The sequence below is a fragment of the Streptomyces sp. NPDC001970 genome, from assembly GCF_053594115.1.
In genome coordinates, this window is the sequence record NZ_JBSFDW010000010.1 from 177,839 (window position 1) to 200,748 (window position 22,910).

Here is a 22,910-nt window from a genome sequence, read left to right on the forward strand (position 1 = left end):
ATCACTCCCACGGAGCGAGACGCGTGGTCCGACGGACGGAAGCGCCCGATAAACTGTCCTCAGGAACGACGCGGGGCGCAGCCCCCCGGCCGGTCCGCCAATGATCAGCCAGCAGCCGCTGCAACCCCAGGGAGCGTTGTGTCCCGTCGCCTGTTCACCTCGGAGTCCGTGACCGAGGGTCACCCCGACAAGATTGCTGACCAGATCAGCGACACCATTCTCGACGCACTGCTGCGCGAGGACCCCGCGTCCCGCGTCGCCGTGGAGACCCTGATCACCACCGGTCTCGTGCATGTGGCCGGCGAGGTCACCACCAAGGCCTGGGCCGACATCCCCACGCTGGTGCGCAACAAGATCCTCGAGATCGGTTACGACTCCTCGAAGAAGGGCTTCGACGGCGCCTCCTGCGGCGTTTCGGTGTCCATCGGCTCCCAGTCGCCCGACATCGCCCAGGGTGTCGACACGGCGTACGAGTCGCGGGTCGAGGGCGCCGCCGCAGGCAGGGAAACGGACGAGCTCGACAGGCAGGGCGCCGGCGACCAGGGCCTCATGTTCGGGTACGCGTGCGACGAGACGCCCGAGCTGATGCCGCTGCCGATCTACCTGGCGCACCAGCTCTCCCGCCGCCTCTCCGAGGTCCGCAAGAACGGGACCATCCCGTACCTGCGCCCGGACGGAAAGACCCAGGTCACCATCGAGTACGACGGCGACAAGGCCGTCCGCCTCGACACGGTCGTGGTCTCCTCGCAGCACGCCTCCGACATCGACCTGGAATCGCTGCTCGCGCCCGACATCCGTGAGTTCGTCGTCGAGCACGTGCTGAAGCAGCTCGTCGAGGACGGCATCAAGCTCGACACCGAGGGCTACCGCCTCCTGGTCAACCCGACCGGACGCTTCGAGATCGGCGGCCCGATGGGCGACGCCGGCCTCACCGGCCGCAAGATCATCATCGACACGTACGGCGGCATGGCCCGCCACGGCGGCGGCGCCTTCTCCGGCAAGGACCCGTCCAAGGTCGACCGCTCCGCCGCCTACGCCATGCGCTGGGTCGCCAAGAACGTCGTGGCCGCGGGCCTCGCCTCGCGCTGCGAGGTCCAGGTCGCGTACGCGATCGGCAAGGCCGAGCCGGTCGGTCTCTTCGTCGAGACGTTCGGCACCGCCGCGGTCGACACCGAGAAGATCGAGAACGCCATCGCCCAGGTCTTCGACCTCCGCCCGGCCGCGATCATCCGCGACCTCGACCTGCTCCGCCCGATCTACGCCCAGACCGCGGCCTACGGCCACTTCGGCCGGGCGCTCCCCGACTTCACCTGGGAGCGCACGGACCGCGTGGACGCGCTGCGCGCGGCCGCAGGCCTGTAAGCGAGCACTGCTGCGTTCGAGGGCCCCGGACCGTCTCGGTCCGGGGCCCTCGTCCGTGCCGGCACGGCGACCGCAGGTGCCTGGCGAATTGCGTGGCGCCGCGCGGGAGCCGCTCGGTACGCTGACGATCTCCCGGTGCGCAGGTGACGGATACATCTGGAGCGGGGCGTGCCCCGCAGTGAGGGAACCTCGACTCCGCCGCCGCTGTGATCTCGGGAGACCACGCGCCGGAGCGCCCGGTGCGAAGGCGACGGTTACTTCGGGTGCCGGCCCTGTCCTCGGGCTCCCCCGAACTTTGTCCGGGGACCCCCGAACGGGCTGACCCTCGCGGGTTCGAATCCCGCCGCCGGTCCTGCACCGGTGTGGCCGAGCGGCCCAAGGCACAGTGCACACCGTCACCGCTCCGGATCTCGGGCGCCCTCCGCGCAGCCTTCACTGTCAGTCCCTTCTGATAGGAAGGTGGCTGTGAGCAGCGACAACGAACGTTCCGAGCGGCCCGGCGACGGCCCGCCGGAGCAGCTTGCGCTCATCCGGGAAACCGTGCGGCAGGCGAAGGTGCCGCGGGCGAAGCCCCGGACGTGGCGGGGGGCCGCGCTGGCGAAGGAACTGCCGGTGGCGCGGGTCGCGGTGAACAAGGGGGTGCTGCACCTTGATCAGTTCTTCGACTACGCCGTGCCCGAGGAGCTCGACGCGGACGCACAGCCCGGCGTGCGGGTGCGCGTGCGGTTCGGGGCGGGGGCGCATCAGGTGCGCGACGGGCGGCGCGAGGGCGGGCGGCTGATCGACGGGTTCATCGTCGAGCGACGGGCCGAGTCGGACTACTCGGGGCCGCTGGCGGCGCTCGCCGACGTCGTCTCGCCCGAGCCCGTCCTCAGCCCCGAGCTGCTCGCCCTGACCAGGGCTGTCGCCGACCGGTACGCCGGGAGCCTCGCCGATGTGCTGCAGCTTGCGGTGCCGCCGCGCAGCGCACGGGCCGAGGCGAAGCCCTCGCCGGAGCCGCTGCCGCCGCCCGGGGCACCGGACGTGGGGACCTGGGAGCGGTACGGGCGGGGGCCCGGGTATCTGGAGGCACTGGCCGGCGGGGGTGCACCGCGGGCCGTGTGGACCGCGCTGCCCGGACCGCACTGGGCCGATGAGCTGGCCAGGGCCGTCGCGGCCACCTTGGCGTCCGGGCGGGGCGCGCTCGTCGTCGTGCCGGACGGGCGAGCCGTGTCGCGGGTCGACGCCGCCCTCACCCGGCTCGTCGGCGAGGGGCGACATGCGGTGCTGACCGCCGAGGCGGGACCCGAGAAGCGGTACCGGCAGTGGCTGGCCGTGCGGCGCGGGTCCGTGCGGGCGGTGGTCGGCACCCGGGCGGCGATGTTCGCTCCCGTACGGGACCTCGGGCTCGTCGCGATATGGGACGACGGCGACGCCAGCCACAGCGAGCCGCACGCCCCGCTGCCGCACGCGCGCGAAGTGCTGCTGCTGCGCGCCGCGCACGACAGGTGCGGATTCCTGCTGGGCGCGACGAGCTGCACGGTGGAGGCGGCCCAGCTCGTCGAGAGCGGCTGGGCGCAGCCGCTGGCCGCGGACCGGGGACAGGTGCGGCGGGCCGCGCCACTGGTGCGCACCGTCGGAGACGGCGAGCTCGCCCGCGACGAGGCCGCGCGGGCCGCCCGGCTGCCGTCGCTGGCATGGCAGACCGTCCGGGACGGACTGAAGTCCGGACCTGTGCTCGTCCAGGTGCCCCGGCGGGGGTACGTCCCGAGGCTGGCCTGCGAACGATGCCGCACGCCCGCGCGCTGCGGGCACTGCTCCGGGCCGCTGGAGGCGCCGGGCGAGCGCGATCTACGGTGCGGATGGTGCGGGCGGGACGCCGGCGGCTGGCACTGCGCGGAGTGCGGCAGCACCCGGCTGCGGGCCCAGGTGGTGGGCGCGCGGCGCACCGCGGAGGAGCTGGGAAGGGCGTTTCCGGCGGTGCCGGTGCGCACGTCCGGGCGCGACCATGTCCTGGACACCGTGCCCGGACGGCCGGCCCTGATCGTCAGCACACCGGGCGCGGAACCGGTCGCCGAGGGCGGGTACGCGGCGGCGCTGCTGCTCGACGGCTGGGCCATGCTCGGCAGACCCGACCTGCGGGCGGGCGAGGAGGCACTGCGCCGCTGGATGGACGCGGCCTCGCTGGTGCGGGGCCAGGAGGACGGCGGCACGGTCGTGGTCGTCGCCGAGCCCACACTCCGCCCCGTGCAGGCGCTCGTCCGCTGGGACCCCGTGGGCCACGCCCAGCGCGAACTGGCCGAGCGCGCCGAGCTCGGCTTTCCGCCCGTGTCCCGGATGGCGGCCGTGACGGGGCCGGGCGAGGCGGTGGCCGCCCTTCTGGCGGCGGCGGAGCTGCCGGGGGACGCGGAGGTCCTGGGGCCGGTGCCGTTGCCGCCGATGGCTCCGGGCCGGCCGCGTCGGCCCGGCGACCCGCCGGCGGGGGAGTCGTGGGAGCGGGTGCTTCTGCGGGTGCCTCCGGGGAGCGGAGCGGCGCTGGCGGCAGCCCTGAAGTCGGCCCAGGCCGTGCGACTGGCGCGGGGCGGCGGGGACCCGGTCCGCATCCGCGTGGACCCGCCGGACATCGGCTGACGCGGGTTCTTCCGGGGCGCGGGTTGGCCGGTGCGGGGTCGGGTGCGGTTGGGCTTGTCGGGGGTTGCCCGGTGCCGTGGCGGCGGCCCGCGTGTCCGTCTTCAATCTCCCCCAGAGCTTCGCCCGGGAGGTGCCCCCGACGGGCTCGGTGTGTGGGGTTGCCCGGTGCCGTGCGGTTGCCGTTGGGCTCTGCTCCGGGGCTCGCGCGTCCCCCCTACGTCGGGACCCGGGCGGGCTCGCGCCGGTGGTTCGTGGCCACCCACCGGGCCGAAGTCCGGGGGACGGCCGGGGCGGGGCCGTGCAGGGTCGCCCCCGCAGAAGTCGGACGGTGGTGCCGGGTGACGCCGTACCCGCCGATGTCGAGAAGGCGACCCCGGAGGGGCCCCGACCCCCACCCACCGACAGCAGCCGCACCCAGCCGGTCCGGAGTCCCCCACGCCGCAGGGCGTAGGGGGGTTTGAGGAAGGACACAGCGGACGCCTGTCACGGCACCGGCCACCACCGCACCCCGCACCCCCAGGGCACCTCGCACCGCCAGGGGCACCCTGCACCCCGCCGGAGGCACCCTGCCCCCCGCCGGAGGCACAAGCCCGCCCCGGCGCACCGAGTGGGTGCGCCGGGGCGGGTGGGGTGGGGTCAGCCGTTGCGCGGGCCGGGGAAGGCGCTCGGGCGGACCTCATCGCGGAAGGACTGGGCGGCCGCCGTCGGCTGCGGCGGCATCGAGCGCGCAGCGGGCACCGCTGGCACCGCAGGCGCGGCGGCGATCGCCTCGGCCGCCCCCGGCTGCGGCGTCGCCCGCCGCGACCCGTAACGGCGGTGCACGGCCTGCTTCGTGACGCCCAGCGCCGAACCCACCGCATCCCACGAGAAGCCCAGCGAACGGTCGAAGTCCACCGCCGCGGTCACCAATGTCTCGACGCTGTCCCGCAGTTCCTGCGCGAGGCGGACGGTCGGGGCCGGCGCCCTGCCGTAGACGACGAAGCCCGTGGACGGGCCGGAGCGACGCGGACGGTAGACGTTGCCCAACTGGGCCGTGAGCGTGCGCAGTGCGTCCACCTGCCGGCGGACCCGCTCGATGTCCCGCACCAACAGATGCAGACTCGCCCGGGCTTGGGCGTCGTGGGTTGCGTGGTCGGCCATGAACAAGCCTCTCGAACCGGCGATGAAAACGGTCGGGCCGCACCGGGGCTGCCCGCTTCGGTCAATCTCTCTTGACCAACGCTCCACCCTGCGTTGTGGTCACGGGGCACGGGTGCAAGGGCATATGCGCGGGGCGCACGTGCGTCCGTGCGCCCCCTGTCGGTTCGGCCAAATAGACTGGTGCGTCGCGCGTCCACCCGGCACACAGAGCGAGGTATCTCCCGTGAAACTTGTCTTCGCAGGCACCCCCGAGGTCGCCGTACCCGCCCTGGACGCCCTGATCGCCTCCGACCGGCACGAGGTCGCGGCCGTCGTCACCCGCCCGGACGCCCCCGCCGGCCGCGGCAGGCGCCTGGTCGCCAGCCCGGTCGCGCAGCGTGCGGAGGAGGCCGGGATCGAGGTCCTCAAGCCCGTCAGGCCGCGAGACGAGGGCTTCCTCGCGCGGCTGCGCGAGATCGCCCCGGACTGCTGCCCGGTCGTCGCGTACGGCGCGCTGCTGCCGAGGGTCGCGCTGGACATTCCCGCCAACGGCTGGGTCAACCTGCACTTCTCGCTGCTGCCCGCGTGGCGCGGCGCCGCGCCCGTGCAGCACGCGATCCTCGCCGGGGACGAGATGACCGGTGCCTCGACCTTCCAGATCGAGGAGGGGCTCGACTCCGGGCCGGTCTACGGCGTGATCACCGAGCACGTCCGGCCGACGGACACCAGCGGTGACCTGCTGACCCGGCTCGCGTTCGCGGGCTCGGGACTGCTCGCCGCGACGATGGACGGCATCGAGGACGGCACCCTCAAGGCCGTACCGCAGCCGGCCGAGGGCGTCACGCTCGCCCCGAAGCTCACCGTCGAGAACGCGCGAGTGGACTGGCACGCGCCGGCTCTGCGCGTCGACCGGGTCGTGCGCGGCTGCACGCCTGCCCCCGGCGCGTGGACCGTCTTCCGTGGTGAGCGGCTGAAGCTGGTCAACGTCCACCTCCGCCCGGACCGCACGGAGCTCGGGCCCGGTGAGCTGATGGTCGGCAAGAACCATGTGTACGCGGGAACCGGTTCGCACGCCGTCGAGCTGCTCTGGGTGCAGCCGCAGGGCAAGAAGCCCATGCCCGCGGCTGACTGGGCCCGCGGGGTGCGGATCGCCCCCGGCGAGAAGCTGGGAGCCGCCGACGTAGGCTGAAGGCGTTCGACTCTTCTGAAACGCGGAGCACCTTTTGAGTGAGCAGAGCGGCCGTCGCCGTCCCCACAAGCCGTACCGTCGCCCGAAGAAGGACCCCGTGCGGATCCTCGCCTTCGACGCGCTGCGCGCGGTGGACGAGCGGGACGCGTACGCCAATCTCGTTCTGCCGCCGCTCCTGAAGAAGGCCCGCGAGCACGGTGACTTCGACAACCGGGACGCGGCGCTGGCGACCGAGCTGGTGTACGGGACGCTGCGCCGGCAGGGGACCTACGACGCGATCATCGCCGCGTGCGTCGACCGACCGCTGCGTGAGGTCGACCCGCCCGTGCTGGATGTGCTCGCGCTCGGTGCCCATCAGCTGCTCGGTACGCGTATCCCGACGCACGCGGCCGTCTCGGCGAGCGTGGAGCTGGCGCGGGTCGTGCTCGGTGACGGTCGGGCCAAGTTCGTCAACGCCGTGCTGCGCAAGATCTCGCAGCACGATCTCGACGGGTGGCTGGAGCGTGTCGCGCCGCCGTACGAGGAGGACGCCGAGGACCACCTGGCCGTGGTGCACTCGCATCCGCGGTGGATCGTCTCGGCGCTGTGGGACGCGCTGGGCGGCGGCCGGGCCGGGATCGAGGACCTGCTGGAGGCCGACAACGAGCGGCCCGAGGTGACGCTGGTCGCCAGGCCGGGGCGGGCCACGACGGACGAGCTGCTGGACCTGCTCGGCGAGGAGGCCGGGCTGCCGGGTCGCTGGTCGCCCTACGCGGTGCGGCTCGCCGAGGGCGGTGAGCCCGGCGCGCTCGACCCCGTGCGCGACGGGCGCGTCGGAGTGCAGGACGAGGGCAGTCAGCTCGTCGCGATAGCCCTTGCCAACGCCCCGCTCGACGGCCCCGACAAGCGCTGGCTCGACGGCTGCGCGGGCCCCGGCGGCAAGGCGGCCCTGCTCGGCGCCCTCGCCGCCGGACGCGGCGCCTCGCTGCTGGCGTCCGAGAAGCAGCCGCACCGCGCCCGCCTCGTCGAGCGCGCCCTGGCCGGCAACCCCGGCCCGTACCAGGTCATCGCCGCTGACGGCACCCGCCCGCCGTGGCGCCCCGGCTCCTTCGACCGGGTTCTCGTCGACGTGCCGTGCTCGGGCCTCGGCGCCCTGCGCCGCCGTCCCGAGGCACGCTGGCGCCGCCGCCCCGAGGACTTCGACGGCTTCGCCCCGCTCCAGCGCGAGCTGCTGCGCGAGGCCCTCGCCGCGGTCCGTGTCGGCGGCGTCGTCGGATACGCGACGTGCTCGCCCCACCTCGCCGAGACCCACGTGGTCGTCGAGGACGTGCTCAAGGGCCGCGGGGGCGCCCCGGTGGACGCCGAGTGGATCGACGCACGCCCCCTGATGCCGGGCGTACCGGCACTGGGCGACGGCCCGGACGTGCAGCTGTGGCCGCACCTGCACGGCACCGACGCGATGTATCTGGCGCTGCTGCGGCGCACGGGCTGACGCCCCACTGGGGCGGGTGTGGCGTCCCGGAATGCTCCGGCGCGCCGCACGTGGCTGGACCCGGCGGGCTTGCGGGAGCGGGTCGGTGGGGTTCATGATCGCCCAGCACCGCCCAGCACCGCCCAGCACCGCCCAGCACCGCCCAGCACCGCAGGGACCCGCCGGGTCCTGGCTCGGCTAGCCGACCCGGCCCGGCTAGCCGTTGACGCAGGTGTTACCCGCCGCCGGGTTGAGCACTCCGATGACGTTCACGGTGTTGCCGCACGCGTTGACCGGGATGCTCACCGGGGCCTGTACGACGTTGCCGGACAGCAGACCGGGCGAGCCCGTCGCGGTCCCGACGGCCCAGGCGCCGTCGGGAGCCTCGGATGCTTCCTCCTCGACGGTCAGCGTCGCGGGGGCCGGGGGATTCAGGCCGACCGTGGTGATCGCTTCAGGGCCGTTGACGTAGGTTCCCGCCTCGTCGGCGGTGACATTCACCGTGACCGTGCAGGACGTCTGGTCGGCGGCCAGGTCGCCGCCTGCCAGAGCCACGGACGAGCCCCCCGCCGCCGCGGAGACCGTGCCGTCGCCGCAAGTCGTCGACGCGTTCGCGTCCGAGGCCACGCTCACCCCTGCGGGAAGGCTGTCGGTGAAGCCGAAGTCGTTCTTCGCCGCCAGTTCCGTGGTGTTCGTGACCGTCATGGTGAGCGTCGAGGTACCACCCTCGTGAATGGTGGCAGGACCGAACGCCTTGTCCAGCTGCGGAGTCGCATCCAGGATCCGGATGTTGTCGAAGGCGTGGTCATTACCGTTCCAGTGGCCTTGCCCATTGAGCGTCTTGATGCCCAACTCGGTGCCGGTGAACAGTACGGCACGGTTGCCGGCGAACGACCCGGCCATGAGCCCGTTGTCTCCGGGGGTGGAGTTGGGGTCGGTGCAGGGGTTGATGGGCGTGGTGAAGGTCGGGATGTCCGGACCGTCGCCGGTCAGATAGAACTTCAATAGCGGATGGGCCAGCCCGCAATTCACCGCGGCTGCGTCCACTCCGAAGGTGATGTAGCGGTTCGGCTGCGCGATCGGGATCGGCCGCTCGGTTCGGAATTCCACCCGGTCGGCACCGGGAAATACAATGTGGCTGTATGCGGCTACGACGTGGTTGGTCGGCGGATTCGTCCCGCCGACCTTCCCCAGCGCATTGGCCATCTGCTTCAGGTATGCCATCCCGGGCGGAGTTGCCGCTTGGCAGTCAGGCTGATTAGCACCGGTCTGGCTGAGGATGATGCCGTTGCACTCCACAGGGTCCAGCCACGGCGGGTCAGCCGTGTACGTTGCGTTCAGCGGTGGAGCGCCGACGTAGTCCTCCAGGAGAATCGGGGTCTCGCCTGTGTTTTCGAAGTCCTCGACGAACACCGTGACCGGGGCCTGCGGGACTCCCGGAGTGCCGGGTGCATGAACGGCCTTCACATCCGCCGGCATCACCGGGGCCTGAGCCTGAGCGGCCAGCGGAGCACTCGCGATCGCAAGTGCCACCACGGACACCGATGCAGTGCGAGTGCGCCAGGAAAGCTTCACTGCGGAAATTGCCACCACCTCTTTTCCAATCGCCACGGCGCGCAGTCAACGGCGGACATGGTTGGGCCCAGGCCATTTGCTGTGCACCCCGAAAGGCAGGTCGTTCAAATTCCAGCACCACCCCGGCGAGTCGGAAGGTAGGCGAGCTCGGCAATTGCCCTTTTCACCTTGTTGGCTGAGTGAGAAAATGACCCCATGATTGGATATCGGATTTCATGAATGCGGCCGTTGGGCCTTCGGTCCGAGCTCGCTCCCGTTGCTCCCGAATTGACGCGAAAATCCGCCGATTTCTCCGACGGGCTGTTTCATCACCGCGGATGACGAGGGGGCGGGCCGGTCGGCTGCCGGGCGAGGACACTCATCGGTACCTGCACCGCCCACGCCTCGGGCCCGACCTGGTCCCCGCGCCTTGGCCCGTGAACGAGATGGCCTGGGACCGCGTCTTCACCCCGCGCGGCGTGGAGGTCAGCGGCTGTCCGCCCAAGGGCGAGCAGCCCTCTGCGATGCCGTCGCGGTTGCCGCCCGTCAGTGACACAGCGAGCGGCAGCCGACCAAGGACCCGCAGGTCAGGCCTTCGGCGTTGGCCATGGGCAGCGACGACTCACACCGGGGCGCGCAGGACGGCCACCGCACGGTCGAAGGCCGAGTCCCTGTGCCGGTCGAACTCCTCGTCCGTGAAGACCGGTTCGGGCAGCTGCGGCGGTATGCCGACGCCGTCGAAGGCGGTGCCCGTGCGGGTCAGGAACTGCTCGTTCGGGAGGCCGAACCACCAGCCGTTCGGAAGGTCACGGGACAGGATGTCGGAGAAGACGCCCTGTGTGCGCTGCCCGATCCGGACCGTGCGGCCAGGGCGTTCCATCAGGGCCTCGGCGAAGGTTTCGCCCGCGCTCACCGTCGAGCCGCCGGTGAGGATCGCGACCGGCCCCGTGAAGCGCGGGCCCTGAGCCGGGCGCACGTACTGGCGTTGCGCGGCGGTGAAGCGGGTCGCGTCGGTCGGGTGGTTGCGAGCGCGCTTGGCGTAGGCGAAGTGGGCGCGATCGGTGAGGCGGCCGGCCAGCTGGAGGCCCAGTCCGTCGTCGCCGCCGCCGTTGACGCGCAGGTCGATGATCATGCCTGACAGGCGGGACGTGCGCTTGCGGGTGAACACCGAGTCCAAGGCGCGGTCCAGCTCCGCAGCATCTGCCTCGTAGGTCTCGTCCGTGCCGTCGGCGTAGCCGCCGAATCCGGTGACCCGGAGGTATCCCTGGCCGCCGGGGAGGTCCGCGTAGCCGATCCGGCCGTTGGCCGACTCCTGGAGCGGCCGGCCGCGGAGATCGCGCTCCTGGACGTACTCCTTGACGCGCTCGTCCATGTCGGATGTCGGGTCCTCGGTGCCAGGGCGGTCCGCCTTGAAGTACCGGTCGTCGTCTGCGGCGATGCTCACATGGGCGTCGTGCAGCGGCCGGACCATGTCGCTGAGGACGGCGAACAGTTCGTCGTCCGAGGTGTCGACGTGGATCCGCGGGCGGTAGCGGTCACGGACCGCGTGCCAGTCGATTCCTTTGGCCGCGAAGAACGGGTAGTTCTCCTCGAAGGTCTGCCAGAACGTGTCGAACACGGCCACCGGATTGCTCGGCGCTGGCCGGGTGCACTCGGCAGGCAGCGCGGGCAGGCGGTGCAGCCGGCGATCCCCGACCGAGCCGGTCACGCGCATGGTTCCGGGGCGTACGGTCAAGACGGTGCCGTACTCGGTGGTGTACGAGACCCAGGCCGCACCGGAGCCGGAGGCGGCACCGGAGGCTGAGGCAGAGGCTGAGGCAGAGGCTGAGCGGGCATCGCTGCCCGAGCGTCTTGCCGTCTCGCCCGGCAGACAGCCGACCGCGGTCGTCTGGTAGGTGCGGAGCAGGTCGTCGTCGATCTCCAGGACGGTTCCGTACCCGTCGGTGCGCCACACCCCCTCGACCGATCGACCGGTGCCGGACGTGGCTTGCGCGGCCGGGGCCGCGGGGGCGGCCGTTCCTCCGACGAGCGCCACGATCATCGTGACCGCCGCCGTGGCCACGGCGGTCCTCCTGGCGGTGGTCCTGCAGTGCGTCGCCATGACGTCTCTCCCCGAGCCTCCCGGGCTACTGATCCAGCATCCCCACCTTCACCGGAACGGGCATCCGCAGGACATCCGGCAGGCCGCCGGGTCCTGGCGGGTCCATCCCCCGTCCTCCCGCGCAAGCCGGTGCCGCAGCATGGCAGTCTTGGCACATGGCCCAGATCAACCCCAGCATCCTGTCCGCCGACTTCGCCCGCCTCGCCGAGGAGGCGAAGGCCGTCGAAGGCGCCGACTGGCTCCACGTAGATGTCATGGACAACCACTTCGTGCCCAATCTGACGCTCGGCGTGCCGGTGGTGGAGTCGCTCAGTCGTGCGACCGACATCCCGCTGGACTGCCATCTGATGATCGAGAACCCGGACCGCTGGGCTCCCCAGTACGTCGAGGCCGGCGCCGGTTCCGTCACCTTCCACGTGGAGGCCGCGGCGGCGCCCGTGCGGCTGGCACGCGAGATCCGGGCCAAGGGCGCGCGCGCCTCGATGGCGCTCAAGCCCGCCACACCGATCGAGCCGTTCGAGGACCTGCTCCCCGAGCTGGACATGCTGCTGATCATGACCGTGGAGCCGGGCTTCGGCGGCCAGGCGTTTCTCGACATCATGCTCCCGAAGATCCGCCGCACCCGGGAGCTGATCACCAAGCACGGACTCGAGCTGTGGCTGCAGGTGGACGGAGGTGTCTCGGAGGCGACGATCGAGCAGTGCGCGGAGGCGGGCGCCGATGTCTTCGTCGCCGGCTCCGCGGTGTACGGGGCCGAGGACCCGGCCGAGGCGGTGCGCTCGCTGCGCGACATGGCGGCCGACACCATCGCATCGGCCCCCTGGGCATGCGACCACTGAGCCACGCTTACATGAACGGGGCCCGACGGGGCTGATCGATCACCTCCGGATCTGACAGGATGACGGTTCCGGAGTGTGAACAGCAGTGAGGAGAGCGCGGTGTCTGCAATGTCGGCGGGACGACCAGCCCTGCGGATGGGACCCGCGGAGCTGGTGCAGGCGGCGGCCATGGCCCGCCGCTTCTACCTCGAGGGCAAATCCAAGATCCAGATCGCCGAGGAGTTCGGCGTCAGCCGCTTCAAGGTCGCGCGGGTCCTGGAGACCGCGCTCGAACGCGACCTCGTGCGGATCGAGATCCGCGTCCCCGCCGAGCTGGACGCGGAGCGCTCCGACGCGTTGCGCGCCCGCTACGGGCTGCGGCACGCGGTGGTCGTCGAATCCCCGTCGGAGGGCGAGGACGAGTCCCCCGACCCGGAGAACCTCGGTGAGGTCGCCGCGGACCTCCTCGGCGAGCTGGTGGCCGAGGGCGATGTGCTCGGCCTGGCGTGGGGCCGCTCGACGATCCACATGGCGGCCGCGCTGGACCGGCTGCCGCCGTGCACGGTCGTGCAGCTGACGGGTGTGTACGACGCCGGGACCGCCGAGCGTGGCTCGGTGGAGGCCGTGCGGCGCGCGGCGCAGGTCTCCGGCGGCGAGGCGCACCCGATCTACGCGCCGATGCTGCTGCCGGACCCGGCGACCGCCGCGGCGCTGCGCAACCAGACGGGCATCGCACGCGCCTTCGAGTACTTCGACAAGGTGACCGTCGCGTGTGTGTCGATCGGCTCCTGGGAGCCGGGCATCTCGACGGTCCACGACATGCTCACGGACGAGGAGCGCGCGCACTATGCGTCGCTCGGCGTCGCCGCGGAGATGTCCGCGCATCTCTTCGACGCGGACGGCCGCCGCGTCGGCCGCGACCTCGGCGAACGCTGCATCACGGTCGAGGCGGACCGGCTGCGCCGGATCCCGGAGGTCGTCGCGATCGCCGGCGGCCAGCGCAAGGCGTCGGCGATCGGCGCGGTGCTGCGGTCGGGGCTCGTCACGAGTCTGGTGACGGACACGGCCGCGGCCGACTACCTCCTCACGGAGTCCCTCCCGGGGCCGCGGCCGGCGCTGGAGCGCGCGGACCCTGACGACTGACCGAAGACCTGCCCCCGGTTCGACGCCGCACATCCCACCACAGCCCGTCCCGGCACCCACCGGGTCGGGCTGAGTTCGTTTCGGCGCCCCTCATCAGGGGCCGGATGCCAGGCCGTACAGGCGCCGCGCGTTCTCCGCCGCGAGCAGGTGCGCCACGCGTTCGCCGTCCGGCGCCGACCAGGCTCCGGAAGCCGTCCAGGTGGCCAGGAGACGGGTGAGCGCCTCCTCGAAGACCCGGGCGCCGACGACGTAGAGCTCCGGGAGCCCGTACGCGTCGCTCGAGTACAGCAGCTTGCCGAACGGCGTCAGCTCCAGCGCCTCGGCGAGCACGGCCCCGGCGCGGGCGCCCGCGTGGGAGAGGGCCAGGCCGACGTCCGCGTACACATGTGTGAACACGTGGGCGAGGTAGGCGGCGTGCCGGTGGTACGGGTAGCCGTGCAGGAGCACCAGCGGGCAGCCGTACGGGGCGACGGCCCGGATGAAGTCCGTCAGGAGCAGGGGATCGCAGCGGTCGAGGCGGAGATCCGGGTCGCCGAAGCCGGTGTGGAGCTGCAGCGGCAGCCCCGTCCGCACCGCCGACCAGAGCAGATGGCGCAGCAGCACCGGGTCGTCGAGCCGCCCGCCCGGTGCGCGCGCGTCCAGCCAGCGTTCGGCCGCGGCATGGACCTCGGCGGGAGTCGGCGGATCGGGGTCCAGGCCGAGGCCGCGGCGGTACGCGGCGATCGACTTGAACCCGGCCGCGGTGCGGGCGGCCGCCGTGACGGCATGGTCGAACACCTCGAGGAACAGCCCGGGGCCGTGGGCCGCGTCCGCCGTGTGCTCGGCCAGCGTCTCCAGCCGCACGATCGTGTGTGCCTCGCCGCCGCCGAGCTCCGCCAGATCGGCGGGCCCCGTGAGGTCACCCGGCAGCCCGGTGTCGACGAGATAGGTGCCCGTGCCGCTCGCCCGCAGCAGCCTCCGCGTCGCCTCCTCGGCGCCCAGCTCCCGGCGGCGCTCCAGATACCGTCCGGGAGGGCAGTGTGCCTCCAGTCCGAGCAGCGGCGGGCACCAGCGGCGCACCGCGAAACCAAGCTGCGTGTCGAAGAAGCTCGTACCGGGGGCGGCCGGGGCGTCCGACTCGGTCAGGTACGAGGCGAAGGCCTCCGCGTCAGGGCTCCGGCGCAGCACACCGTGGCAGTGCTGGTCGACGAGCGGCGGCAGCGCGAGCGTCATTCAGTACCGCCCGCGCGTCGCATCGGCGATCTCCTGCGGGCTCCTGCCGGCGAACAGCTCGGCCTCGGCCCGGCGTACGGCGACGATCGCCTCGAACAGCGCATCGCCGAGCGCCTCGCGCAGGACGTCCGACCGGACGAAGTGCTCCAGCGCCTCGGGCAGCGACCGCGGCAGCCGCGCGGGCGCACCCTTGGACCCGTCGTGGCCGCCGTCCGACCCCGCCGGGGCGGCTCCGGTGTCCGCGCCGCCCCGCGCCGGACCGCTGTCCTCCGGCAGTTCGTCCGCCCGTGTCGCCGGATCGCCGGTCACCGGCTCCGGCAGCCGGGCACCAGCGGCGATGCCGGCGAGGCCAGCCGCGATCACCGCGCCCGTCACCAGATACGGATTGGCCGCCGCGTCGAAGCACTTCACCTCGGCGTTCGCGCCCTCCGGGTCGTCCGGAGCACCCGCGATGAACCGGAGTGCGGCCTCGCGGTTCTCCAGCCCCCAGCACTGGAAGGCGCCCGCCCAGCGGGACGGTTCGAGGCGGAGGTAGCTCGCGGGGGAGGGGGCGCCGATCGCGAGGAGGGCAGGGAGGGCCTCCAGGACGCCCGCGAGAAACGCCTCGCTGTCGGCGGTCGTCCCGAAGGGCCCTCGACCGCCCCGGCACAGGTTCTGCCCGTCGCGCCACAGACTGAGGTGGAGGTGACCGCCGTTGCCGACGCCCCCCGTCTCCACCGCGGGGCCGAACAGCGCGGTGAGCCCGTGCCGCAGCGAGACCGCCCGCACCGTCTCGCGCACGAGCACCGCGAGGTCCGCCGCGCCCACCGGATCGGACGGGGCCACGGAGACCTCGAACTGCCCGGCGGCGTACTCGGGATGGATCTGGAGCACCTCGACGCCCTGCGCGACCAGCGCGCGCAGCACCTCGTCCAGGTAGTCGGAGAGCTCGACCACCCGGGCCATCCCGTACGCGGGCCCGGTGCACGCGGGCACGCCGTCCCGCTGCACGACCCACTCGGTCTCGAAGCCCATCCGCAGCCCGATGCCGCGGTCCGCGGCCCGCCGGGCCATCCGCCGCGCGAAGAGCCGCTGGCACGCGGCGTACGGCCGGCCCTGCTGGTCGTAGCGGTCGACCGGCGCCCAGGCCCAGCCCGGCTGTGCGGCGAGCACGGTGAGCCGATCGAGGTCCGGTACGAGCCTCAGGTCGCCGTCCGGGCCGCCGATGTGGCGGCTCGTGGTGATCGAGTCGTCGACCAGGTAGACGTCGAAGACGGGCGACATGCCGACGCCGCGCGCCGCCGCCTGGGCCAGCCGGCCGACGGGCACGGCCTTCACCCGGGTGAGGCCCGCGTTGTCCACCCAGGTCAGGGCCGCCCCGTGGACGCCCTCCGCCTGGAGCCGCGCGGTCTCGAGCCCGGCGAGCCTGCGGGTCTCCTGGCGAGCCTGCTGACGCTCCTGCGGCAGGGTCTGCTGTTTCGGGTCGCTGTGCTGCACGGGGCATTCCCTACCCGCCCCGCCCTCCACCTTCACCACCTTCACCACGCGGCCGTGGCACCATCGGCGCCATGCTGCACCGGCCGCTCCTCCGCCTCGCCCTGGCGCTGCTGGCCCTTCTGGGGCTCCTGTCGACCGGATGCTCGTCCGGCTCCGACACACTGAACCGGGCGCCCACCAAGGCCGCCGCACGGACCGCCCTCCCCACCGTCCGCGTCGCCGACCTGCCGCCCGAGGCCCGCGAGACGCTGCGCCTGATCGACCGGGGAGGGCCGTTCCCGTACGAGAAGGACGGAGCCGTCTTCGGCAACTTCGAGGGGATCCTGCCGAAGCGGCGGCGGGGCTACTACCGGGAGTGCACCGTCCGCACGCCCGGCGAGCGCGACCGCGGGTCCCGCCGCATTGTCACCGGGCAGAGCGGTGAGATCTACTACACCGACGATCACTACGCGACGTTCAGGGAGGTGCTCCGATGAGGAACGGCCCCCTCGCGGCGCTGTTCGGTGCCACCGCCGGCCGCAACATCACCGTGCTCGACCTCCATGGGGTCACGGACAAGGCCGCCTTCATGGAGCGCTGCGCGAGCGACCTGGAGTTCCCCGCCTGGTTCGGTCACAACTGGGACGCGCTCGCCGACTGCCTCACCGATCTGCCGGGGGACGAGGGCACCCTCGTCCTCGTCCTCCGCTGGCAGGAGTACGCCGCGGCCAGGCCCCGCGAGTGGGAGACCGCCCAGGAGGTCTTCGCGCAGGCCGTGGACACCATGCCGGGGCGACTCGCTGTGCTCGTGGCCCTTGGAGGATCCGACCAGAGGTCGTCGCCGGGTCCTGGATGATCGGCCCGGGCAGTTCATTCCCAGCGCCATGGGACAATGAAGTACGTGCGTTTTCCCCCGGATGCACTTCCGGGACCCCTCCGAACGACTGGGATGTTCAGCACGTGCGTTTCCTCAATGACATCAAGCCGCCGTACGACCTGACGTACGACGATGTGTTCATGGTGCCGAGCCGCTCGGCCGTGGGCTCCCGCCAGGGGGTCGACCTCTCCTCCCCTGACGGCACGGGCACCACCATCCCGCTGGTCGTCGCCAACATGACCGCGATCGCCGGCCGCCGGATGGCCGAGACCGTGGCCCGCCGCGGCGGCATGGTCGTCATCCCGCAGGACATCCCGATGGAGGTCGTCACCGACGTCATCTCGTGGGTGAAGACGCGCCACCTCGTGCTCGACACCCCGATCGTGCTGGCCCCGCACCAGACCGTCGCCGACGCGCTGTCCCTGCTGCCCAAGCGCGCGCACGGCGCCGGTGTCGTCGTCGACGAGGAGCAGCGCCCGGTCGGCATCGTCACCGAGCACGACCTGTCCGGCGTGGACCGCTTCACGCAGCTGTCCGAGGTCATGTCCAAGGACCTGCTGCTCATCGACGCGGACATCGACCCGCGCGAGGCGTTCACGACCCTCGACAACGCCAACCGGAAGTTCGCCCCCGCGGTCGACCGGGACGGCAGGCTGGTGGGTGCCCTCACCCGCAAGGGCGCGCTGCGCGCCACGCTGTACACGCCGGCCACCGACGCGGCCGGCAAGCTGCGGATCGCCGCCGCCGTCGGCATCAACGGCGACGTGGCGGGCAAGGCCAAGCAACTGCTCGACGCGGGTGTGGACACGCTCGTCATCGACACCGCGCACGGCCACCAGGAATCGATGATCAACGCGATCAAGGTGGTGCGCGGGCTGGACCCGCAGGTGCCGATCGTCGCGGGCAACATCGTCGCCGCAGAGGGCGTCAAGGACCTCATCGACGCCGGTGCGGACATCATCAAGGTCGGTGTGGGCCCCGGCGCCATGTGCACCACCCGCATGATGACCGGCGTGGGCCGCCCGCAGTTCTCCGCCGTCCTGGAGTGCGCCGCCGAGGCGAAGAAGTACGGCAAGCACGTGTGGGCCGACGGCGGTGTCCGCCACCCGCGCGACGTTGCCATGGCCCTCGCCGCCGGCGCGTCCAACGTCATGATCGGCTCCTGGTTCGCGGGCACGTACGAGTCCCCGGGCGACCTCCAGCACACCGCTGACGGGCGTCCGTACAAGGAGTCGTTCGGCATGGCCTCCGCGCGCGCCGTGCAGAACCGTACGAGCGAGGAGTCGGCGTACGACCGGGCCCGCAAGGGGCTCTTCGAGGAGGGCATCTCCCACTCGCGGATGTTCCTCGACCCGGCCCGCCCGGGCGTCGAGGACCTGATCGACTCGATCATCGCCGGCGTCCGCTCGTCCTGCACCTACGCGGGTGCCGGCTCGCTGGAGGAGTTCACCGAGAAGGCGATCGTCGGCATCCAGAGCGCCGCCGGTTACGCCGAGGGCAAGCCGCTGCACGCCAGCTGGAGCTAGTGGCGCGGCGCAATCTGTGGCTGAAGGTGATGGACCGGCCGGGCCTCGGCTTCGACAGCTGACCGGCTCACGAACGATTTCGCCGGCCGCGGCCTCGGGGACACCGGTCCCGGGGGCCGCGGCCGTGTTTTTGGGCGAGCGGTGTTTTCGGCGAGCCGCGGGGTGCGGGGGTGCACGGGGGTGGTGCGGGGGTGCACGGGGGGCCCTCCGGGCTCGCCCCCTCGAAATCGGTGGGTACGGAGTCATCCGGTACGGGCAGCCGATTTCAGCGGGGGCGACCCTGCACGGCCCCGCCCCGGCCGCCCCCGGGTGCGGGTCGTGGGCGTTCGCCAGTGGGCAGTCTTTCCGCAGGGCGGAACCCGCTCAAGGGCGCACGAAGCCCGCGGTGCGCAAGGCGTTCGCGACTGCCGAGGCCATCAGCGCGTGGCCCGCGTCGTTCGGATGGAGTCCGTCCGCCAGGTGGTCCGCAGTCAGCAGACCGAGGCCGGGGAGCAGCGCCAGCTGCCTGTCGCCCCCCGAGACGAGGTCCCGCGCCGCCGACTCCATCGCCGTGCGCAGCTCGGCGAGCGTGGCGCCGCAGGCGTTGGGCGTCGCCTCGGCTGCGGGGTGCAGCACCGGGGAGACGATGAGCAGGGGCGTGTCCGGGTGGCCCTGTCGCACGAGGGTGACGAAGGCGCGCACCGTCTCGTACAGCAGCGGTGCGGTGCAGGGGATCCGGGACCAGCAGTTGGTGCCGAACGCGAGGGTCAGGAGGTCGGCGGGGAGCGCCGCGAGGTGCTGCGCGGTGGGGAGTTCGCCGCAGGCTCCGCCCGCGTAGCCGAGGTTGACGGTGTCCAGGCCGAGGGCCCGGCCGGCGGCCGCGGGCCAGGAGTGTGCGGGACGGGTCGACCACCAGCCCTCTGTGATCGAGTCGCCGTGCACGACCCAGCGCGGACGCGCCGGCGCGGGAAGGACCGCACCTCCCACCCCGCGCAGGCCGAGGATCACGGGCGACTGCGACTCGGGCGGATGGACGGTGAACGGCCCCTCGCCGGAGGGGAGTTCGATCGTGACCGTCGCCTCATCGGCGGGCTCGGTGAACGTCTCGTGCACCCGGTGGTCGCCCTGCCAGAGCGAGAAGCAGTGGGCGAACTCGCGCAGCGCCTCCGCCGCGCCGGGTACCCGCGCGCGATAGCGCACCTGGACCGCCCGCGCCCCGTCCGGCGCGCCGAACTCCAGCCGTACGCCGATGGGCAGCGCGGCCCGCTCGCAGGTGTCCCACGGCAGTCGGCCCGCATCCCCGGGATCGGCCCGCACCACGCGCTCGCCGTCCCGCCAGGCCACTCCGCGCAGGAAGGGGCCGGGGTCGAGCCAGGACGTGTCCGCGCGAGGCGCGGTGCGGGGCGTCGTGTCGGGCGTCAAGTCGGGCCTCCAACCGTCGGATACGGGAGCGGACACACGTTTCAACGGGCCGGACACCCGAAGGGCACACCAGCACACCACTGTCGCCCGGGCCGGGGGAGGCACCGTGCAGCAGAGCTGACGAAGTGTCAATGGAGACGAGGATTCCCCATGACTCCTGTTACCGCAGGGAGCGTTGCGCCATGTGCGCAGGATCGCGTAGCTTGACTGCCCCTACCGGTCGGTAACCACCGCTGGTCCGTCGTCCCGATGACCTGGGGAGTCCATGCGCCGGCGACTGCGCCGTCCCACGATCCGCGGTCGGATCGTGGCCCTCACCGTGTTGCCCGTCATCGCGCTGATGACGCTGTGGAGCTTCGCGATGGTGTCGGTGACCGGCGATCTGCGAGCCCTGATCCGGCTGCAGGGCATCTACGAGGGCTTCGGCACCCCCGTCGACACGGCGGTAGGGCAGATCCAGATCGAGCGCAGGCTGGCCGCCGCGTACCTGGGGGAGAGGGAGCGCAGCGACTCCGGTCCGGGCGGTGCCACCGCGTATCTGGAGCAGCAGCGCTCGACCGACCGGGCCGTGCAGGCGATGCGCGACGCGATCGGCGACGAGCGCGGGCGCGAGGATCTCTCGGCGCGCCAGCGGCAGTCACTGGACGCCATGGCGGACGCGGCCGCGCAGCTGGAGTCCCTGCGGAAGCAGGTGCTCGACCGGACGCTCTCCTGGAGCGGGGCCGTCGACGCGTACACGGTGCTCGTCGAGCCGACCTTCGACGTACAGTCCACGCTCACCGCGCTGCAGGCCGGACAGCTCGCGCGCGAGGCGCAGGTCGTGGTGGAGCTGGTGCGGGTACGGGAGTTCGTGTCCCGCGAGGACGCGCTGGTCGCCGGTGCGCGGGCCGCGGGGAGCCTCAGCGACGGCCAGTACGACGCGCTCACGGCCACGATCGAGGACCGGCGGGTCTTCCACCGCACGTACGTCCCCGATCTGCCGGCCGACTCGCGCGGGCTGTTCTCGGACTTCGAACAGGGCGCCGAGTACCGGGCGCTGATCACCGGCGAGGACGCGCTGCTGCGCGCCGGGGCGTCCGGGGCGGGCGAGGCGATCGCCGCCGACTCCTGGCGGACGACGACGGACCGCGCGGTCAGGAGGTACATGCTGCTGTGCACCGAGTCCGCGCTCAACGCGGCGGACCGGGGGCGTGCCTTCGCCTACCGCGAGATGGTCAAGGCCGCGGTGGTCGGCGGAGTCGGGTTCGTCGCCGTCGTGCTGTCCATCTGGCTCTCGGTGTCGGCAGGGCGACGCATCGCGCGGCGCCTGGAGGAGCTGCGCGACGCGGCCGGCCTGCTGGCGACTCGTCAGCTGCCCGACGTCATGGAGCGGCTCTCGGCGGGTGAGGACGTCGACGCGGCCGCCGTGGCACCACCGCTCGACTTCGGCGACGACGAGCGCGGGGCCGACGAGATCGCACAGGTCGGGCGGGCGCTCAACGCGGCGCGGCGGGCGGCTGTCGAGGCGGCTGTCAAGCAGGCGACGCTGCGGCGCGGTGTGTTCGCGGTGCTGCTGAACATCGCACGCCGCAACCAGGCACTGGTGCACCGGCAGGCGAAGCTGGTCGACACTCTGGAGCGCCGCACGAGCGACCCGGACACGCTGGAGGACCTCTTCCGCATCGACCATCTGACGACGCGGATGCGGCGCCATGCCGAGGGCCTGATCATCCTCTCCGGCGCGGCGCCGGGGCGCAGATGGCGGGGGCCGGTGCCGCTCGTCGACGTCGTGGCCGCGGCGGTCGGCGAGATCGAGGACTACACGAGGGTCGTCGTACCGCCGATGCCGGCTGTCGGGATCAGTGCGGACGCCGTCGCGGACGTGGTCCACCTCGTCGCCGAGCTCGTCGAGAACGCGGCGGTCTTCTCGCCGCCGCACACCCAGGTCACGATGCGCGCGGGCGCCGCCCGCAACGGCTTCGTGCTCGAGATCGACGACCGCGGACTCGGCATGGACGGCGACGAACTCGCCCAGGCCCACCGCACGCTGGCCCGCCCCGGCGATTTCGATCCGGTGCAGGACGAGCGCCTCGGCCTCTACATCGTCGGCCGGCTCGCGGCCCGCCACGGCATCACGGTGACCCTGACCCGTTCGCCGTACGGCGGTACGACCGCGGTCGTCCTGCTCCCGCAGACCGTCACCACACCCGTGGAGCCCGAGCCCGCCCCTGAGCCGGCGCCGCCGTCCCACGACCGCGCCCCGGAACCCACGGGCGCCGTGGTCCGGTCGCTGCCCACGCGCGTACGGAAGACCGCGCCCGCGGTGCCCGCGACATCCGCGGCGCCCGCGCCGACGGAGCCCGCCGCGGCCGGCGAAGGCGGACCCGGGCCGGGTCTGCTGCCCAAGCGCGTACGGCAGGCGTCGCTCGCGGCTCCGCTGCGGGACGCGCCGGGCGACGCGGAGCCGGAGGAGCCCGCCCAGGAAGTCGGCGCGGAGGAGATGCGGGCGATATTCGGGGCGTTTCAGCGAGGGCTCGACCGGGGGCGCATGGGCGAACCGGCCGGGCCGGAGAGTACGAGCGACGAAGGGCGGGGCCACGATGGATGACCAGGGCGGTCGCGACGATCGCGAGCAGGCGGAGCAGGCGGAGCGGGCGGAGTCGCCGGAGCGGGCGGAACAGAGCGAGCGCAGCGAACACACCGAGCAGACCGCAGCGGGCGATCTCGGCTGGCTGCTCGACGAGCTGGTGGCCAGGACCGGCCACGTCCGCCAGGCCGTGCTGCTGACCGCGGACGGGCTCGTCACCTGCGCGTCCCGCGGAATGCCCGCGCGTGACATCGAGCACCTGTCCGCCGTGTGCGCCGGGTTCCACAGTCTCGCCAAGGAGGCCGGGGCCTGCTTCGAGGCCGGGAAGGTCCGGCAGACCATGGTCATGCTCGAGGGCGCGTATCTCTTCATCACCCCCGCCGGCGACGGCAGCCGCCTCGCCGTGCTCTCCGACATCGAGACCGACGTCGGCCAGCTCGCGCACGAGATGACCCTGCTGGTCAGGCGCGTCGGCCGGCACATGACCGTACCCGCGCGCACGCTCCCCGAGGGACCCGGCGCCTGAC

At 72.7% G+C, this 22,910-nt stretch carries 17 protein-coding genes; 11 read left to right on the top strand and 6 right to left on the bottom strand.

Features of this window, described 5'->3' with window-relative positions:
* Positions 1-138 precede the first annotated feature (138 nt).
* A complete protein-coding gene (gene metK / locus ACWCP0_RS15585; protein WP_451079323.1) occupies positions 139-1,362 on the top strand; it encodes a methionine adenosyltransferase in 1,224 nt (407 codons plus the stop codon).
* A 465-nt stretch (positions 1,363-1,827) separates the two neighbouring features.
* The gene (locus ACWCP0_RS15590; protein ID WP_451079324.1) at positions 1,828-3,972 is read left to right on the top strand and encodes a primosomal protein N'; all 2,145 of its coding nucleotides are present in this window, start codon (positions 1,828-1,830) and stop codon (positions 3,970-3,972) included.
* Positions 3,973-4,608: 636 nt separating this feature from the next.
* Here ACWCP0_RS15590 and ACWCP0_RS15595 read toward each other — a convergent pair.
* Entirely contained in the window at positions 4,609-5,112 is a 504-nt protein-coding gene (locus ACWCP0_RS15595; protein ID WP_451079325.1) for a hypothetical protein, read from the bottom strand.
* Between the two features lie 223 nt (positions 5,113-5,335).
* Here ACWCP0_RS15595 and fmt point away from each other — a divergent pair, with 223 nt between their 5' ends.
* Both fmt and ACWCP0_RS15605 read left to right on the top strand, forming a co-directional pair.
* Entirely contained in the window at positions 5,336-6,280 is a 945-nt protein-coding gene (fmt, locus tag ACWCP0_RS15600) for a methionyl-tRNA formyltransferase (RefSeq protein ID WP_451079326.1), read from the top strand.
* A 34-nt stretch (positions 6,281-6,314) separates the two neighbouring features.
* Positions 6,315-7,751 (top strand): RsmB/NOP family class I SAM-dependent RNA methyltransferase, encoded by a 1,437-nt coding sequence (locus tag ACWCP0_RS15605; RefSeq protein ID WP_451079327.1) that lies wholly within the window; start codon positions 6,315-6,317, stop codon positions 7,749-7,751.
* A 195-nt stretch (positions 7,752-7,946) separates the two neighbouring features.
* On the opposite strand, the gene ACWCP0_RS15610 is transcribed toward ACWCP0_RS15605, so the two are convergent.
* Positions 7,947-9,263 carry a chaplin gene (locus ACWCP0_RS15610; RefSeq protein WP_451079328.1) on the bottom strand — a complete coding sequence of 439 codons (1,317 nt, stop codon included), beginning with the start codon at positions 9,261-9,263 and terminating at the stop codon, positions 7,947-7,949.
* A gap of 643 nt (positions 9,264-9,906) precedes the next feature.
* A complete protein-coding gene (locus ACWCP0_RS15615) occupies positions 9,907-11,385 on the bottom strand; it encodes a S41 family peptidase (RefSeq protein ID WP_451079329.1) in 1,479 nt (492 codons plus the stop codon).
* Positions 11,386-11,540: 155 nt separating this feature from the next.
* On the opposite strand from ACWCP0_RS15615, the gene rpe reads away from it, so the two are divergent.
* Positions 11,541-12,224, top strand: coding sequence for a ribulose-phosphate 3-epimerase (gene rpe, locus ACWCP0_RS15620; protein WP_451079330.1), 684 nt, complete (start codon positions 11,541-11,543; stop codon positions 12,222-12,224).
* 75 nt (positions 12,225-12,299) lie between these two features.
* A complete protein-coding gene (locus ACWCP0_RS15625; protein ID WP_451079331.1) occupies positions 12,300-13,346 on the top strand; it encodes a sugar-binding transcriptional regulator in 1,047 nt (348 codons plus the stop codon).
* A gap of 93 nt (positions 13,347-13,439) precedes the next feature.
* On the opposite strand, the gene ACWCP0_RS15630 is transcribed toward ACWCP0_RS15625, so the two are convergent.
* Positions 13,440-14,558, bottom strand: a complete 1,119-nt coding sequence (locus ACWCP0_RS15630; RefSeq protein WP_451079332.1) for an amidohydrolase family protein — start codon at positions 14,556-14,558, stop codon at positions 13,440-13,442.
* Complete coding sequence (locus tag ACWCP0_RS15635) at positions 14,559-16,034, bottom strand: glutamine synthetase (RefSeq protein ID WP_451079333.1); 1,476 nt, start codon at positions 16,032-16,034, stop codon at positions 14,559-14,561.
* 71 nt (positions 16,035-16,105) lie between these two features.
* Between ACWCP0_RS15635 and ACWCP0_RS15640 the strand changes: the two genes are divergently transcribed.
* From ACWCP0_RS15640 to ACWCP0_RS15650, 3 genes are all read left to right on the top strand, one after another.
* A complete protein-coding gene (locus ACWCP0_RS15640; protein ID WP_451079334.1) occupies positions 16,106-16,510 on the top strand; it encodes a ribonuclease domain-containing protein in 405 nt (134 codons plus the stop codon).
* Positions 16,507-16,869 carry a barstar family protein gene (locus ACWCP0_RS15645; RefSeq protein WP_451079335.1) on the top strand — a complete coding sequence of 121 codons (363 nt, stop codon included), beginning with the start codon at positions 16,507-16,509 and terminating at the stop codon, positions 16,867-16,869. Before ACWCP0_RS15640 ends, ACWCP0_RS15645 begins: the two co-directional genes overlap by 4 nt.
* 104 nt (positions 16,870-16,973) lie before the next feature.
* The gene (locus tag ACWCP0_RS15650; protein ID WP_451079336.1) at positions 16,974-18,416 is read left to right on the top strand and encodes a GuaB1 family IMP dehydrogenase-related protein; all 1,443 of its coding nucleotides are present in this window, start codon (positions 16,974-16,976) and stop codon (positions 18,414-18,416) included.
* 363 nt (positions 18,417-18,779) lie between these two features.
* On the opposite strand, the gene ACWCP0_RS15655 is transcribed toward ACWCP0_RS15650, so the two are convergent.
* The gene (locus tag ACWCP0_RS15655) at positions 18,780-19,817 is read right to left on the bottom strand and encodes a GDSL-type esterase/lipase family protein (RefSeq protein ID WP_451079337.1); all 1,038 of its coding nucleotides are present in this window, start codon (positions 19,815-19,817) and stop codon (positions 18,780-18,782) included.
* A 307-nt stretch (positions 19,818-20,124) separates the two neighbouring features.
* On the opposite strand from ACWCP0_RS15655, the gene ACWCP0_RS15660 reads away from it, so the two are divergent.
* Together ACWCP0_RS15660 and ACWCP0_RS15665 are read left to right on the top strand one after the other, a co-directional pair.
* Positions 20,125-22,404 carry a sensor histidine kinase gene (locus tag ACWCP0_RS15660; protein ID WP_451079338.1) on the top strand — a complete coding sequence of 760 codons (2,280 nt, stop codon included), beginning with the start codon at positions 20,125-20,127 and terminating at the stop codon, positions 22,402-22,404.
* The gene (locus tag ACWCP0_RS15665; protein ID WP_451079339.1) at positions 22,397-22,909 is read left to right on the top strand and encodes a roadblock/LC7 domain-containing protein; all 513 of its coding nucleotides are present in this window, start codon (positions 22,397-22,399) and stop codon (positions 22,907-22,909) included. The genes ACWCP0_RS15660 and ACWCP0_RS15665 overlap by 8 nt, the downstream gene beginning before the upstream one ends.
* The last annotated feature ends 1 nt before the right edge of the window (position 22,910 follow it).